A 14418-nucleotide genomic window follows, 5' to 3' on the forward strand; every position below is an offset into this window, starting at 1 on the left:
GCGCGCGACCCTTGCGCAGTCGCGAGCCTGCCATTAGGTTTGCCACGATCCGTTGGGGTGCCCGAGAGGGCTGAGAGGCGTCAGTCAACCCATCGAACCTGATCCGGGCAATTCCGGCGGAGGGAACGGAGCATGGCCGGGGACGATTGTCACCCCCTTGCTTCGTGCCATCTTCGGGCACAGAGCGAGACGAGCATGCCACGCGCCAGAACAGCGTTGACAATCGCGGGATCGGATAGCGGCGGAGGCGCCGGCATCCAGGCCGACTTGAAGACCTTCTCGGCGCGGGGTGTCTTCGGCACCAGCGCGATCACCGCGATCACCGCCCAGAATACCCAGGGCGTGCAGGCCGTCTCCGTGGTCTCGCCGGCGATGATAACCGCCCAGATCGGCTCCGTGCTCGGGGATATTCCGCCAGATGCCATCAAGATCGGCATGCTGGCCGATGTCCCGGTGATCGACGCGGTCGCGGATGCGCTTGCCGACTACCGCGGTCCGCTCGTCCTCGATCCGGTGATGGTGGCGAAGTCCGGCGATGCGCTGCTCGCCGCGACCGCGCGGGAAAGCCTGCGAACGCGCCTGTTGCCCCTCGCGGCGCTCCTGACGCCCAACCTGCCGGAAGCGGCGTGCCTGCTCGGCACGGGCGAGGCTGCGAGCGTGGAGGAGGCCGAACGGCAGGGCCGGGCGCTCCTGCGTCTCGGCCCGCGCGCCGTGCTGATGAAGGGTGGGCATGGGTCCGGTCCTGACTGCGTCGATCTGCTGGTAACGAGCGAGACCAGCCTGCGGTTCACCGCGCCCCGGATCGAGACGCCTCACACGCATGGCACCGGCTGCACCCTTTCCTCGGCGATCGCGGCGGAACTGGCGCTCGGGCATGATCTCGTGGCGGCCATCGGCCGGGCGCATGACTGGCTGCATCACGCGATCCGCGCGGGCGCGGGTCTGGGGATCGGGCGCGGGCATGGACCGGTGCACCATTTCCACGGGATATGGGGATGACCGAGTTGCGAAAGGTCACGATCGCCGGCGCCGGGGTGACGGGCCTGACGCTGGCGGCCGAGCTTGTGGATCGCGGCGTCAAGGTGCGGATCGCCGACCCGGCGGGGGCGCCCGGCCCGCATGGCTGCTCGTGGTGGGCGGGCGGAATGCTGGCGCCGGAATGCGAGGGCGAGAGCGCCGATCCGGCGGTGCGCCGCCTTGGACGCCAGGCGGCCGATTGGTGGGAAAGGCAGGGCGCGGAGGTGACGCGCGGCGGCACGCTGGTTGTCGCGCTGAACCGTGATGCGGGCGAGTTGGAGCGGTTTGCGCGCCGCGTCGAGCGCGGGCGGATGCTGGATGCCGAGGCGCTCGGGCACCTTGAGCCCGACCTCGCCGGCCGCTTCGAGCGCGGCGTCCTCATCGAAAGCGAGGCGCATCTCGATCCGCGCGCGGCCCTCGGGGTTCTGCATGCTCGGCTCGAGGCGCGCGGCGTCACCGTCGAGCGGCGCGACCCGATGGTGGAGTCCTCGGCCGGCACCCTGATCGACGCGCGCGGGCTCGCCGCCAGCGCCGCCCTGCCGGATCTGCGGGGGGTCCGCGGCGAGATGGCGATCCTGCGCTCCGGCGATCTGCGTCTGGGCCGTCCGGTGCGCTTGCTGCATCCGCGCTACCCGCTCTATGTCGTACCGCGCGGCCAGGGTCGCTTCATGATCGGCGCGACGCAGATCGAAAGCAGCCAGCGGCGCCATCCAAGGGTGCGCAGCGTGCTCGAACTGCTCAGCGCCGCCTACGCGCTGCACCCGGCACTGGCGGAGGCGGACCTGCTGGAGATCGGCTCCGACGCACGTCCCGCCTTTCCCGACAACCTTCCGAGGATTCGCAAGAAGGGCGGGCATATCCATGTCAACGGGTTGTTCCGACACGGATTTCTTCTGTCGCCCTCCATGGCGATGATGACCGCTGACCTGATCTGCAACGATATCGAACCGGAGGTGATGGATGAAGATCACGGTTAATGGAGCCCCCGCCGAGCTTGGTGCCAGCCGGCTGGACGCCGCGCTTGTCGAGCTGGGCTATGGCGAGGCCAAGATCGCGACCGCGCTGAACGAGCGCTTCGTCCCCGCCACGGCGCGGCCGCAGACAACGCTTTCGGAGGGCGACCGGCTTGAAATCGTCTCGCCGCGGCAGGGGGGCTGATCATGCCGCTGTTCTATGGCCGCGAAATCATGTCGCGCATGATGCTGGGCACCACGCAATATCCCTCGCCCGCGATCATGGCCGAGGCCTTCGGGCGGTCGGGCGCGGGTATCGCGACCGTCTCGGTTCGGCGGGAGGCGGGCGGCGCCGAGGGGCAGGGCGGCGGCGCGTTCTGGCAACTCGTGCAGCGTCTGGGCGTGACGCTGCTGCCCAATACCGCCGGTTGCCATTCGGCGCGCGAGGCGGTCACGACCGCGCAGATGGCGCGCGAGCTTTTCGACACGCGCTGGATCAAGCTGGAGGTGATCGGCCATGCCGACACGTTGCAGCCCGACCCGTTCGGCCTTGTCGAGGCGGCGCGGATTCTGACGGAAGAGGGGTTCGAGGTCTTTCCCTACACCACCGAGGATGTCGTGCTTGGCGAGAGGCTGCTGCAGGCGGGGTGCAAAGTGCTCATGCCATGGGGCGCGCCGATTGGCACCGGCCTTGGCCTCAACAACGTCTACGGCTTGCGCAGTCTCAGGGCACAGTTCCCCGATGTGCCGATGGTGGTCGATGCGGGCCTTGGCCTGCCAAGCCATGCCGCCGCCGCGATGGAGATGGGCTTCGATGCGGTGCTGCTCAACACGGCCGTGGCGCGTGCCGGCGATCCGGCGGCGATGGCCGAGGCGTTCGGCGAGGCGGTGCGCGCCGGCCGGCGCGGCTTCGAGGCCGACCCGATGGCGCCGCGCGACATGGCCGCCCCCTCGACACCCCTGATCGGGAAGGCCTTCCTCGAATGAGCTTGCCGCGTTTCTACCCGATCTTCGACGATGTCTCGTGGTTGCGCCGGGCGCTGCCGCTGGGTGTGGACATGGTTCAGCTCCGCCTGAAGGACAAAAGCGCGGACGAGATCGCCGCGCAGATCACCGAAGGGCGCGATCTGTGCCGGCGGCACGGCGCGATCCTCGTCGTGAACGACCATTGGCAGGCTGCCATCGACGCGGGCTGCGATTGGATCCATCTCGGCCAGGAGGATCTCGACACCGCCGATCTGAACGCGATCCGGCAGGCCGGCTTGCGTCTCGGGGTCAGTACGCATGATCGGAGCGAATTGCGCCGCGCGCTCGGCCTTCGGCCCGATTACATCGCGCTCGGGCCCGTCTACCCGACGATCCTGAAAAAGATGAAGTGGGAGCAGCAGGGCCTGGGGCGCCTTGGACAATGGCGCGAGGCGATCGGGTCCGTGCCGCTCGTCGCGATCGGCGGCATGAGCGTCGAGCGCGCGCCGGGCGCCTTCGCCGCCGGGGCCGATATCGTCTCGGCGGTGACGGACATCACCCTCCACCGCGATCCGGAGGCCCGGATGCGCGCATGGATCGAGGCAACGGCATGAACCGCTATGCCCGCCAGGTCGCGCTGCCGGCATTCGGGCGCGCCGGTCAAGCGGCGCTCGAGGCGTCGCACGCGCTGGTGATCGGCGCGGGCGGCCTCGGGGCGCCCGTGTTGCTCTATCTTGCCGGGGCGGGGGTCGGGCGGATCACGATCGTCGATCCCGACCGGGTCGAGCCCTCGAACCTGCACCGACAGACGCTGTTCGGCGAGGGTGATATCGGCGTGCCGAAGGCCGTGGCGGCGGCCCGCGCCGTGGCGGAGCGCAATGGCGCGGTGTCCTGCATCCCGCGCGCCGAGCGGTTCGATCCCGACAATGCCGCCGCGATGATCGAGGCGGCTGATGTCGTCGTCGACTGCGCCGACAGCTTCGCGGCGAGCTATCTCGCCTCCGATCTGTGCGGCGCTGCCGGCCGTCCGCTGGTCAGCGCTTCGGCGCTCGAACTGGGGGGATATTGCGGGGGATTCTGCGGCGGAGCGCCAAGCTTGCGGGCCGTGTTTCCCGAATTGCCGGGACAGGCGGCAAGCTGCGCGACCGGCGGCGTCATGGGCCCCGTCGTCGGGATCGCCGGCGCCATACAGGCGCAGATGGCGCTTGCCATCCTCGCCGGGATCGAACCCTCGCCCCTGGGGCAGCTCGTGACGTTCGACGCCGCGTCGTGGCGGTTCGCGGGGTTCCGCTTCGACGGCGCGCCCGAGCCCGAGCGCGCACCGCGCTTCATCTCGCTGGCACAGATTGCCCCCGAAGACGCGCTCTTCGATCTCAGGGCCCCCAAGGAGGGGCCGATCTTTCACCCCGCCGCCATCCACGTGCCGCCCGGCCAGCTCGGGGCGGGCGGCGTTGTCCCGCGTCCGGGCCAGCGCGCCGTGCTCGCCTGCCGATCGGGCCTGCGGGCCTTCGCGGGCGCCGAACGGCTCGGCGCCGTCTGGGACGGAGACATCGTTCTGCTCGCCATCGGCGCGCTCAATCCAGGAGAGACCCAATGAAACTGACAACCCTTGCCGCCGCGCTTCTCGCCGCCGGTCCGGCCATGGCGGCCGACAAGATGACCCTGATGCTCGACTGGTTCGTCAATCCCGATCACGGACCGATCATCATCGCCGAGGAGAAGGGCTATTTCGCCGATGCCGGGCTCGAGGTGGAGGTGATCGCACCGGCCGATCCCGCCGACCCGCCCAAGATGGCGGCGGCCGGCCGCGCCGATCTCGCCATTTCCTACCAGCCGCAGCTGCACCTGCAGGTTGCCGAGGGTCTGCCGCTCAAGCGTGTGGGAACGCTGGTCGCGACGCCGCTGAACTGCCTGCTCGTTCTGGAGGACGGACCGATCGAGACGATCGCCGACCTGAAGGATCGCAAGGTCGGGTTCTCCGTCGCGGGGGTCGAGGAGGAGCTGCTTTCCGCGATCCTGAAGGGAAGCGATCTGAGCCTCGACGACATCGAGATGGTGAACGTGAACTGGTCGCTCTCGCCCTCCTTGATGTCGGGGCAGGTCGACGCGGTGATCGGCGCGTTCCGCAACTTCGAGCTGAACCAGATGGATATCGAGGGCGTGCCCGGGCGTTGCTTCTATCTCGAGGAGGAGGGTGTGCCTTCCTATGACGAGCTGATTTACGTGGCCAACCCGCAGACGATGGACGAGGACATGCTGCGCCGCTTTCTCGGCGCGACGGAGCTTGCCACCCAGTATATCGTCAATCACCCGCAGGAATCGTGGGAGATCTTCTCGGGCACCTCGGCCGAGCTCAGGGACGAGCTGAACGAGCGGGCCTGGGCGGATACGCTGCCGCGCTTTGCCCTGCGCCCCGCCGCGCTCGATACCGGACGGTATGCGCGCTTCGAGGCGTTCCTCGCGGAGGCGGGGATGATCGAGGCGGCGCGGCCCGTTTCCGAACTCGCGGTCGATCTCGGCGCGCAATGAGCTACGGAAGCGTCTTTGCGAAGCTGCGCGAGGCCAACGCGGAGGCGTGGCGGGATTACACCCGCCACGATTTCGTCGCGGCCCTGGGAGACGGCAGCCTGCCGCGCGCGGCTTTCCTCGAATACCTGGTTCAGGATTACCTTTTCCTGATCCAGTTCTCCCGGGCCTGGGCGCTCGCGGTCCTGAAGGCCGAAACCCTCGACGAGATGCGCCGCTGCGCGGCCACGGTCAACGCGCTCCTGAACGAGGAGATGCGGTTGCATGTCGAGACCTGCGCGCGGGAGGGCATAAGCGCCGAAACCCTCGAGAGCGCCGCCGAACGTCTCGAGACGATCGCCTATACGCGCTTCGTGCTGGCGGAGGGGCATGCGGGCGATCTGCTCGATCTTCTCGTGGCCCTCGCGCCCTGCGTCCTGGGCTACGGTGAGATTGGCGCCCGCCTGGCACGGGAGGGCGGCCCACAGGGGGGCGGCCCTTACGCGGAATGGATCGAGACCTATGCCGGCGCGGATTATCAAGGGGTCTGTGCGAAAGTGGCCGGGCTTCTCGACGGTGCGGCGGCGCGCGGTCTTGGCCCCGATCCCGAGGCCCATCCCCGCTGGAGTGCCCTATGCGCACGATTCGGCAGCGCGACCCGGCTCGAGAGTGCCTTCTGGTCCATGGGTCTTGCCGCGCGATCCGCGTCATGAACGGGGCGCCCGGCCTACATCTGTCCGGCAAGGCGCGTATCGGCGATGTGCCGCTTTTCGGGCCCTTGACGCTCGATGTTCCGGCCGGGCGCTGGACTTGCCTTCTGGGGGCGTCCGGGATCGGGAAATCGACGATTTTGCGCCTGTTCGCGGGTATCGGGAGCGGCGTCGATTTCGAGGGCGTCGCGGGGGCCACCGACGGCGCATCCCTCGAGGGGCGCTGCGCGCTGATGGCGCAAAGCGATCTGTTGCTGCCGTGGCTCGCGACGGTGGACAATGTCATGCTCGGCGCGCGCCTGCGGGGCGAGACGCCGGATCGCGCGCGCGCCATGGCGATCCTAGCGCGCGCCGGTCTCGCGGATCACGCCGCCAAACGTCCCGCGGCCCTCTCGGGCGGTCAGAGGCAGCGCGCGGCCCTCGCCCGGACCTTGTTCGAGGAACGCCCCGTTGTCCTTCTGGATGAGCCTTTCTCCGCGCTCGATGCGCTGACCCGCGCCCGGATGCAGGATCTCGCGGCGGAGCTGCTGCAAGGACGGACCGTTTTGCATGTCACGCATGACGCGGCCGAGGCGGCCCGGCTCGGCGAGGCGCTGCTCTTGATGACGGGTGCCGGGATCGAAGAGACCGCACCCCCCGACAGTCCCGTGCCTCGCGCCTTCGACGCGCCGCAGACACTCGCCTTGCAAGGCGCCCTGATGCGGCGGCTGATGGCGATCGGAGCCCCGGCTTGAGCGCCGCGCGCCAGCCCGCGCGCGCGCGCCGCCTGTCGCTCGGAGCCCTGCGCGCCGGCCTCGCCATTGCGCTGGCGATCGCGGGCTGGGCCATTCTGGTGCGGGCGGCGGCCCTGCCTCCCTTCATCCTGCCGGGGCCCGAACGGGTGGCGCGCACGCTCTGGACCTCGCGCGCGCTCCTGGCCGAGCATGCTGTCATCACCCTGATCGAGGTGCTTGCGGGGCTCGTAATCGGGGCAATCCTGGGCTTCGCGATGGGGGTCGTTCTGGCCGTCTCGCGCCCGGCGCGGATCCTGCTGCGACCGCTCCTCGTCTTCAGCCAGGCCGTGCCCGTCTTCGCGATCGCGCCGATCCTGACGTTGTGGCTGGGATACGGGCTCGGCTCCAAGATCGTGATGACGCTGCTGATCATCTTCTTTCCCGTCACCTCGGCCTTCTACGATGCCCTGATGCGGACGCCTCCGGGCTGGCGCGAATTGGGCGACGTGATGGGCGCGCGCCCCTGGCGGCAGATGTGGCACCTGCGCATTCCGGCCGCATTGCCCGGCTTCGCCTCCGGCCTGCGTCTCGCGGCCGTCTACGCGCCGATCGGGGCGATCATCGGCGAATGGGTGGGCGCCTCGCGGGGGCTTGGCTACCTGATGCTTCTGGCGAATGGGCGCGCCAAGACCGACCTGATGTTCGCCGCCCTGATCGTGCTGGCCATACTGACGCTGCTGCTCTACGCGGCTGTCGATCGGCTCGCCAGGTGGATCGCCGGGCCCGAGGCGTAGCCCGGACCCACCCGGCGCGGCGGGCCGGCGATCACGCGGCCCTCAGCCGCGTCCGCGATAGGGCGGAACGCCCTGGTCCGGGATCCACACATCCCCGGGCATCGCGCCGGTCTGCCAGAACACATCGATCGGGATGCCGCCGCGCGGATACCAATAACCCCCGATGCGCAGCCATTGCGGCTCGAGCAATTCGACGATGCGCCGGCCGATGGAGACGGTGCAATCCTCGTGGAAGGCGCCGTGATTGCGGAAGGCGCCGAGATAGAGCTTGAGCGACTTGCTCTCGACCAGCCAGCGCCCCGGAACGTAATCGATGACCAGATGCGCGAAATCGGGCTGTCCGGTCATCGGGCAGAGCGAGGTGAATTCCGGCGCGGTGAAGCGCACGTTATATGCAGTGTCCGCCTGCGGATTGGCGACCCGCTCGAGGATCGCCTGGTCGGGATCGGCGGGCAGGGGGGCGGCGCTGCCCAGCTGCTTGAGATCCTTGTATATATCCTGTTTCTCGCTCATCGTTTCGCTCCTTTCAGACGCCGCGCTTGTTGCCCCAGAGGAGCACGTGAAGCTGCGGCAGCACGCGCGCGGCGAACCAGCGCGCCTCGGTCACCTGCTCCACCAGCCAGTCCAGCCGATCGTTCAGCCCGTCGATGTCGACGGGCGCGCGGTCGTCCTCGGGCGGCGGGGGTGTGTGATTTCCGGGCTGCAGGTAGACCGGCAGATCGGGGTGGCGTGCGGCCGCCTGCCGCGCGAAGTCGAAATCGGCCCGATCGAAGACAACGAACTTGAGCGCTGTCTGCGTGACCGGCCCGGCCGCGGCGACGCAATCGGCCAGCTTGTCCCAGTCGGTCTGCATCCCGCTCGAGGGCGGCTTGGGGCTGAGCACGAGCGTTTCGAGATCGGCGAACCAGTCCTGCGCCACCGATCCTTGCGTCTCGAGCGAGAAGCCGTAGCCCGCCGCGCGCCCTGCCGTTATGAGCGGGCCGAAGGGCTGGATCGCGGGGTTGCCGCCCGACAGGGTCACCATCAGAGGCACGCCGCCGGACAGCTCCGCGATGCGCTCGAGGATGCTGCCCGGTGTCATTGCCGCCCATTCGGAGCGGAAGCGGCTCTCGACGGCGTGCAGGCTGTCGCACCAGCTGCACCTGTAATCGCAGCCCCCGGTGCGCACGAAGACGGTGGGCCGTCCGATCACCGGACCCTCGCCCTGGATCGTCGGCCCGAAGATCTCGGCCACGCGGATCGCCTCCCGCGGCGCATCGAGGCTCATGGCCGGTATTCCGCCCAGGTCTTGGGCGTCTCGCTCACCCGTACGGCGGAGGTTTCCGGAAGGCGCTCGGCGCACCAGTCAAAGAAATGCCGCGCCAGCCGTTCGGCGGTGACGTCATCACGCCCGAGCACCTCGTTGAGGTGGCGGTGGTCGAATTGATCGTCGATATAGCGCTTCAGGGCGCCGAGCTCGTGATAGTCGCGCACGAAGCCGTTCTCGTCGAGATCGCGCGCCTGCAGCTCGACCACCACGATGTAGTTATGTCCGTGCAGCCGCGCGCAGGGATGCCCCTCGGGCAGGCGGCTCAGCTGATGGGAGGCGGAGAAGTGGAATTCCTTGCTGATCGTATACATCATGCCTCCTTGGCGGCAGCGACGGCCTCGCGCCAGTAATCTGGATCATCGTATCGGGTGGGATCGTCGATGCCGGCGAGCTCGAAGGCCTCGCGCCGCTCGACGCAGGTGCCGCAGCGCCCGCAATGCCGCTCGCCGCCCTTGTAGCATGACCAGGTCATCTCGAAGGGCGTGCCGTGACGCGCGCCGTCGCGCACGATCTCGGACTTGGGCACATGGACATAGGGCGCCTTGAGGGCGATGCTGGCATAGCCTTGGGTGGCGTGATCCTGCATCGCCTGGAAGGCGTCGATGAACTCGGGCCGGCAATCGGGATAGATGAAGTGATCGCCCCCGTGAACGGCCGTTGCCACCGCCTCGGCGCCCTGCGCCGCCGCCGCACCGAAGGCGATCGCGAGCATGATCGCGTTGCGGTTGGGCACGACGGTGACGCGCATCGTCTCCTCGGCGTAATGCCCGTCGGGCACCGCGCCGCCATCGGTCAGGGCAGAGCCGCCAAGACAGGCGCCGATATCGCGCATGTCGACGATCCGGTGCGTCGTTCCAAGCCGCTCGGCGCAGGCCGCGGCGAAGGAAAGCTCCTTGGCATGGCGCTGTCCGTAATCGAAGGAGAGCAATCCCGCGAGATGCCCTTCGGCATGGACGCGATGCGCGAGCGAGACCGAATCCAGTCCGCCCGAGCAGATGACCAGTGTTTTCATATCGTCAGTCCTTGTTTTGTCCGGGTAGGCTGCGACCGGGTGGCGGCCCCGCATAAGGGAGCGCGGGCGGGATTGCAAAGACAAAACCGGGCGCCGGCAGGCGCGAACTGCCACGCGCGCGATCACATTTGCAGCAAAAAGCTTCATAATGCGTGCATATGCGGCCTATGCTGAACCCGTGGTCCCGGTGCAGGCGGACCGTCAGGACGGGAGCCGTTCAAATGTGCAGGATTTTCGCAGGACAGAACCCGGCGCGTTATGCGCCGCAGGTGCGCAGGATGCGCCTCAATGGACAAAGCACCAGCATCCAGCTGGAAGCCCTTTTCTGGGATATTCTCGACGAGATCGCAAAGACCGAAGGGACGAGCGTTCCGGCCTTCCTGTCGAAACTGCATGGCGAGGTGATCGAACTCATGGGCGAGCCCAAGAATTTCACATCCCTGCTCCGCTGCACCTGCATCACCTTCATCGAGCGCCGGGGGCACGAGCAGGGGCGCCGGCAGGCCTCCGGCCGCATGGACCGCTCGGTGCTCGCGGCCGAATAAGCATCCCTGTAGTATCCGAATACTACCTTGGCGCCTGAACGGCCCGTACCATGATCCCCGAAGCCAAGCGATACGGGGAGACAATATGGCCAAGGCGATTCACAGCATGATCCGGGTGCGCGACGAGCAGCGTTCGGTCGATTTCTACGCGCGCGCCTTCGGGCTCGAGATCGCCGACAGGCTCGATTTCACCGATTTCACGCTGGTTTATCTGAGCAATTCGGAAACTGCGTTCGAGCTTGAGCTGACGGTGAACAAGGGGCGCGACACACCCTACGACCTGGGTGACGGTTACGGCCATCTCGCGGTGTCCGTCGCCGATCTCGACGCGGAGCATGCACGGTTCGAGAGCGCTGGCCTCGCCCCGCGCAAGATCGTTGAATTCGCACCCGACGGCACCTTGGTGGGACGCTTCTTCTTCGTCGCCGATCCCGACGGATACCAGATCGAGGTGCTCGAGCGCAGCGGCCGCTTCGGCTGATCCCCATCCCAGCGGTGCCGCCGGGGAGGGCGGTCCGCGCCAAACCCTCAGGGAGGACACCACATGAGCGAAACCGAAGACAAGCGCGGGCTGACACGCCGCGCCCTTCTGAGCCGGACCATCGCCGCCGCGGGGAGCTTCATCATCGGCGGCGGCTTCCTGGCCGCACGCGACGCGGCCTGGGCCACCGAATTGAGCGCGCTGCAGCCGCGCACCATGGCCACGCTGGTGCAGATGGCACGCGACATCTACCCGCATGACCAGATCGGCGACGCCCATTACGTCACCGCTGTCAAAAGCTATGACGCGGCCGATCAGGCCGAAGGCATCGAGGCGGGAATCGCCGAGCTCGACGCGGCGGCGCAGGCCATGGGGCATCAGAGCTACCTCGATATCGGCTGGGAGCGTGACCGGGTCGACGTGCTGCGCTCGATCGAGGAGAGCGATTTTTTCCAGCGGGTCCGCGGCGGTCTGGTGACCGGCCTCTACAACCAGAAGGCCGTCTGGCCGGTCTTCGGCTACGAGGGCGAATCGTATTCGCATGGCGGCTACATCGACCAGGGTTTCAACGATATCGCGTGGATCTGATCCAGCGTAGGAGGAGGAGCATCGGATGGCAGCCCCATTTGATCTGAAGGACGACGGCGTCGTCGTCATCATCGGCACCGGCGCGGGAGGCGGGGTGCTGGCCAACGAGCTGGCGCAGAAGGGCATCAGCGTCGTCGCGCTCGAGGCCGGCGGGCGCTACCTGCCCGAGGATTACGTCAACGACGAGTGGGAGAGCTTCGGACAGCTCGCCTGGCTCGACCCGCGCAGCACCAGCGGCGACTGGCGCGTGGCCAAGGATTTCTCCGGGCTGCCCGCCTGGATCGTCAAGGCCGTGGGGGGCACCACCACCCATTGGGCGGGCGCATCGCTGCGCTTCCAGCCGCATGAGTGGAAGGCAAAGACGACCTATGGCGAGGTTGCCGGCGCGAGCCTTCTGGACTGGCCGATCGATGCCGAGGAAATGGCGCCCTATTACGACAAGGCCGAGGAGAAGCTGCGGGTGACGCGCACCGGCGACCGTCCGGGCCTGCCGGGGAACAACAACTACAAGGTCTTCGAGGCCGGCGCCAAGGCGCTGGGCTACGAGAAGGTCCATTCGGGCAACATGGCGATCAACTCCGTCGACGGAGACGAGCGCCCCGCCTGCCAGCAGCTCGGCTTCTGCTTCCAGGGCTGCAAGTTCGGGGCGAAATGGTCTTCGGCCTATACCGACATTCCGCGCGGCGAGGCGACGGGCAACCTCGAGGTGCGCGAGCGGGCCCATGCGCTGCGCATCGAACATGGGCCGGACGGGCGCGTGAACGGGGTCGTCTATGCCGATGCCGATGGCAACGAGCACAAGCAGATGGCGCGCGTCGTCTGCGTGGCCGGCAACAGCTACGAAAGCCCGCGTCTGTTGCTGAACTCGGCCTCGTCGATGTATCCCGACGGGCTGGCCAACAGCTCGGGGCAGGTGGGCCGTAACTACATGCGCCACCTCACCGGCTCGGTCTATGGCATCTTCGACAAGCCCGTGAAGATGTGGCGCGGCACGACCATGGCCGGCATCATGCAGGACGAGGCGCGCCACGACCCCTCGCGCGGCTTCGTCGGCGGCTACGAGCTCGAAACGCTCAGCCTCGGCCTGCCATTCATGGCCGCCTTCCTCGATCCGGGAAGCTGGGGACGGGAATTCACCACGGCGCTCGATCACTACGAGAACATGGCCGGCATGTGGATCGTGGGCGAGGACATGCCGCAGGAAAGCAACCGCGTCACCCTCAATACCGACCTGACGGACCAGTTCGGAATGCCGGTCGCCAACGTGCATTACTCGGACCACGAAAACGACCGCGCGATGCGCGCCCATGCCTATGACCGGGGACAGGCGATGTACGACGCGGTCGGCGCCACGCGGACCTTGCCGACGCCGCCCTATCCCTCGACCCACAATCTTGGGACCAACAGGATGTCCCAAAATGCCAGCGACGGGGTCGTGAACCGCAACGGGCGCGCCCATGACGTTGAGAATCTTTTCGTCTCAGATGGCTCGCAATTCACCACCGGCGCGGCCGAGAACCCGACGCTCACGATCGTCGCCCTGGCGATCAGGCAAGCCGATCATATCGCCCAGGAGATGAACGCGGGAACCCTATGAGCCGGCGAAGGCTGGCGGTTTTGGTCCTGTAGCCGCCAATCCGCTCCATGCAAAAGACGCCCCGCGGTCCGCAAGGACCGCGCGGCACAACCACGACGAGCAGGGGGCCCGGGCACGTAAGACGTCACCCGGAACACGTCCGTTTTGCTCTAGATATTGGAGCCTTGCGCGTCGCTTTTGTGATGCAGGACGAATATCGCCTCGAATATTTTTGGGGGTGTCCGTAAAATGTGTTGGCGCGCTTCGCTTTCGAACAAAAAGGCCAACCTTCTTCCGTGAACACCACGGAGAACACCCGGTGCTACACCAAGACTTTCGACGTCTCTTGGATGCACTCGGCGATCTGAACCCTGCTCAGATCGAGCATGCCCAGATGACGCTCATGAATCTCCGTCAAAAGACGGGGGCGATCTCCGAGATCGAAGCGCGCGCAAGCCATGAGGAACCGTGCCCGTCCTGCGGTATCGAACACCGACAGAAGTGGGGAAAGACACGCACCGGCATTCAACGCTACCGGTGCCGGGGATGCGGGAAAACCTACTCGGGCCGGACTGGCTCTGTTGTGGGCCGCATTCATCGACCTGACCTGTTCATGGTCGTGCTTCGGGACATGTTGGGCACTTCTGCGCCGCAGTCGGTGCGGAAGCTTGCAGGGCAGCTCGGGCTCAATAAATACACGGTCTGGCGCTGGCGGATGCTGGTGTTCTCAATCATTGACCGCGGCGAAGATACCGCTTTTTCCGGGATTATCGAAGCAGATGAAACTCACCAACGGGAGTCCCGGAAGGGATCTCGAGAATGGGTTCGGCACTTCGCAGATCGGCAGAATGTCCCTCAGCCGCCACGCCCAAGGTGGGAAGACTTCACCACACAGGGGCTGAAGATGATGCGGGGCCTCTCGAAGTGGCAGCTCCCCATACTCACTGTCGCTGATCGGAGCGGCGCGCGACTGTTCCAGCGACTTCCTGATCGCCAGAGCGCGACTCTGGAGCGTGCTCTGAAGCCCCTTCTGCCGCAGGATGCCGTGCTGTGCTCGGACGGCGCCAGCGGCTATGCGACTGTGGCAGCAAACGGCGGCATCGAACACTTCCTGGTCGGCAGCAAGCCCGGCACGCGCGTCACCGCAGGCTGCTATCACATCCAGAAGGCGTTGTTGCAGAACTCTGATTGTCGAGGATTCACATTGTGAATCCATGCGGTTAGACGGTCCGCATGAGCAAGCCATCAC

Annotated in this window: 19 protein-coding genes and 1 riboswitch; of the genes, 15 read left to right on the forward strand and 4 right to left on the reverse strand. The window is 67.2% G+C overall.

Annotated features, from left to right (window positions below):
• The first annotated feature begins 43 nt into the window (after positions 1 to 43).
• A riboswitch (TPP riboswitch) is annotated at positions 44 to 142 on the forward strand.
• Between the two features lie 53 nt (positions 143 to 195).
• Genes thiD through PMES_RS12505 form a run of 10 tightly spaced genes read left to right on the forward strand, consistent with a single transcriptional unit; the run spans position 196 to position 7658 of the window.
• Positions 196 to 999, forward strand: coding sequence for a bifunctional hydroxymethylpyrimidine kinase/phosphomethylpyrimidine kinase (thiD, locus tag PMES_RS12460; protein WP_159966055.1), 804 nt, complete (start codon positions 196 to 198; stop codon positions 997 to 999).
• Positions 996 to 1994: an FAD-dependent oxidoreductase gene (locus PMES_RS12465; RefSeq protein ID WP_159966056.1), complete on the forward strand. Its 999-nt coding sequence runs from the start codon at positions 996 to 998 to the stop codon at positions 1992 to 1994. Before thiD ends, PMES_RS12465 begins: the two co-directional genes overlap by 4 nt.
• Positions 1978 to 2175 (forward strand): sulfur carrier protein ThiS, encoded by a 198-nt coding sequence (gene thiS, locus PMES_RS12470; protein WP_159966057.1) that lies wholly within the window; start codon positions 1978 to 1980, stop codon positions 2173 to 2175. The genes PMES_RS12465 and thiS overlap by 17 nt, the downstream gene beginning before the upstream one ends.
• Before the next feature lie 2 nt (positions 2176 to 2177).
• The gene (locus PMES_RS12475) at positions 2178 to 2957 is read left to right on the forward strand and encodes a thiazole synthase (RefSeq protein ID WP_159966058.1); all 780 of its coding nucleotides are present in this window, start codon (positions 2178 to 2180) and stop codon (positions 2955 to 2957) included.
• A complete protein-coding gene (locus tag PMES_RS12480) occupies positions 2954 to 3550 on the forward strand; it encodes a thiamine phosphate synthase (RefSeq protein WP_159966059.1) in 597 nt (198 codons plus the stop codon). The genes PMES_RS12475 and PMES_RS12480 overlap by 4 nt, the downstream gene beginning before the upstream one ends.
• Entirely contained in the window at positions 3529 to 4533 is a 1005-nt protein-coding gene (locus PMES_RS12485; RefSeq protein ID WP_159966060.1) for a HesA/MoeB/ThiF family protein, read from the forward strand. Before PMES_RS12480 ends, PMES_RS12485 begins: the two co-directional genes overlap by 22 nt.
• On the forward strand, positions 4530 to 5465 hold the full coding sequence (locus PMES_RS12490; RefSeq protein WP_159966061.1) for an ABC transporter substrate-binding protein: 936 nt from the start codon (positions 4530 to 4532) through the stop codon (positions 5463 to 5465). Before PMES_RS12485 ends, PMES_RS12490 begins: the two co-directional genes overlap by 4 nt.
• Entirely contained in the window at positions 5462 to 6154 is a 693-nt protein-coding gene (locus tag PMES_RS12495; RefSeq protein WP_159966062.1) for a TenA family protein, read from the forward strand. Before PMES_RS12490 ends, PMES_RS12495 begins: the two co-directional genes overlap by 4 nt.
• The gene (locus PMES_RS12500) at positions 6151 to 6885 is read left to right on the forward strand and encodes an ABC transporter ATP-binding protein (RefSeq protein WP_159966063.1); all 735 of its coding nucleotides are present in this window, start codon (positions 6151 to 6153) and stop codon (positions 6883 to 6885) included. The genes PMES_RS12495 and PMES_RS12500 overlap by 4 nt, the downstream gene beginning before the upstream one ends.
• A 47-nt stretch (positions 6886 to 6932) precedes the next feature.
• A complete protein-coding gene (locus PMES_RS12505) occupies positions 6933 to 7658 on the forward strand; it encodes an ABC transporter permease (protein WP_159966073.1) in 726 nt (241 codons plus the stop codon).
• 42 nt (positions 7659 to 7700) lie between these two features.
• Here PMES_RS12505 and queF read toward each other — a convergent pair whose 3' ends face one another.
• From queF to queC, 4 genes are read right to left on the reverse strand one after another with little or no spacing between them, the layout of a single operon-like run.
• Positions 7701 to 8171, reverse strand: coding sequence for a preQ(1) synthase (gene queF / locus PMES_RS12510; protein WP_159966064.1), 471 nt, complete (start codon positions 8169 to 8171; stop codon positions 7701 to 7703).
• A gap of 13 nt (positions 8172 to 8184) precedes the next feature.
• Positions 8185 to 8925 carry a 7-carboxy-7-deazaguanine synthase QueE gene (gene queE / locus PMES_RS12515; RefSeq protein ID WP_159966065.1) on the reverse strand — a complete coding sequence of 247 codons (741 nt, stop codon included), beginning with the start codon at positions 8923 to 8925 and terminating at the stop codon, positions 8185 to 8187.
• On the reverse strand, positions 8922 to 9278 hold the full coding sequence (gene queD, locus PMES_RS12520) for a 6-carboxytetrahydropterin synthase QueD (protein ID WP_159966066.1): 357 nt from the start codon (positions 9276 to 9278) through the stop codon (positions 8922 to 8924). Before queD ends, queE begins: the two co-directional genes overlap by 4 nt.
• Positions 9278 to 9979: a 7-cyano-7-deazaguanine synthase QueC gene (gene queC / locus PMES_RS12525; protein ID WP_159966067.1), complete on the reverse strand. Its 702-nt coding sequence runs from the start codon at positions 9977 to 9979 to the stop codon at positions 9278 to 9280. The genes queD and queC overlap by 1 nt, the downstream gene beginning before the upstream one ends.
• A gap of 221 nt (positions 9980 to 10200) precedes the next feature.
• Here queC and PMES_RS12530 point away from each other — a divergent pair, with 221 nt between their 5' ends.
• The 5 genes from PMES_RS12530 to PMES_RS12550 all read left to right on the forward strand — a co-directional run bounded on the left by PMES_RS12530 (position 10201) and on the right by PMES_RS12550 (position 14379).
• On the forward strand, positions 10201 to 10524 hold the full coding sequence (locus PMES_RS12530; RefSeq protein ID WP_159966068.1) for a ribbon-helix-helix domain-containing protein: 324 nt from the start codon (positions 10201 to 10203) through the stop codon (positions 10522 to 10524).
• 85 nt (positions 10525 to 10609) lie between these two features.
• On the forward strand, positions 10610 to 11005 hold the full coding sequence (locus PMES_RS12535) for a VOC family protein (RefSeq protein ID WP_159966069.1): 396 nt from the start codon (positions 10610 to 10612) through the stop codon (positions 11003 to 11005).
• Positions 11006 to 11068: 63 nt separating this feature from the next.
• The gene (locus PMES_RS12540; RefSeq protein WP_159966070.1) at positions 11069 to 11593 is read left to right on the forward strand and encodes a Twin-arginine translocation pathway signal; all 525 of its coding nucleotides are present in this window, start codon (positions 11069 to 11071) and stop codon (positions 11591 to 11593) included.
• A gap of 25 nt (positions 11594 to 11618) precedes the next feature.
• Positions 11619 to 13190 carry a GMC family oxidoreductase gene (locus PMES_RS12545; protein WP_159966071.1) on the forward strand — a complete coding sequence of 524 codons (1572 nt, stop codon included), beginning with the start codon at positions 11619 to 11621 and terminating at the stop codon, positions 13188 to 13190.
• A gap of 325 nt (positions 13191 to 13515) precedes the next feature.
• Positions 13516 to 14379 carry an IS1595 family transposase gene (locus tag PMES_RS12550; protein WP_159966072.1) on the forward strand — a complete coding sequence of 288 codons (864 nt, stop codon included), beginning with the start codon at positions 13516 to 13518 and terminating at the stop codon, positions 14377 to 14379.
• Positions 14380 to 14418 lie beyond the last annotated feature (39 nt).

The organism is Profundibacterium mesophilum KAUST100406-0324, from assembly GCF_009835145.1.
Lineage (GTDB): Bacteria > Pseudomonadota > Alphaproteobacteria > Rhodobacterales > Rhodobacteraceae > Profundibacterium > Profundibacterium mesophilum.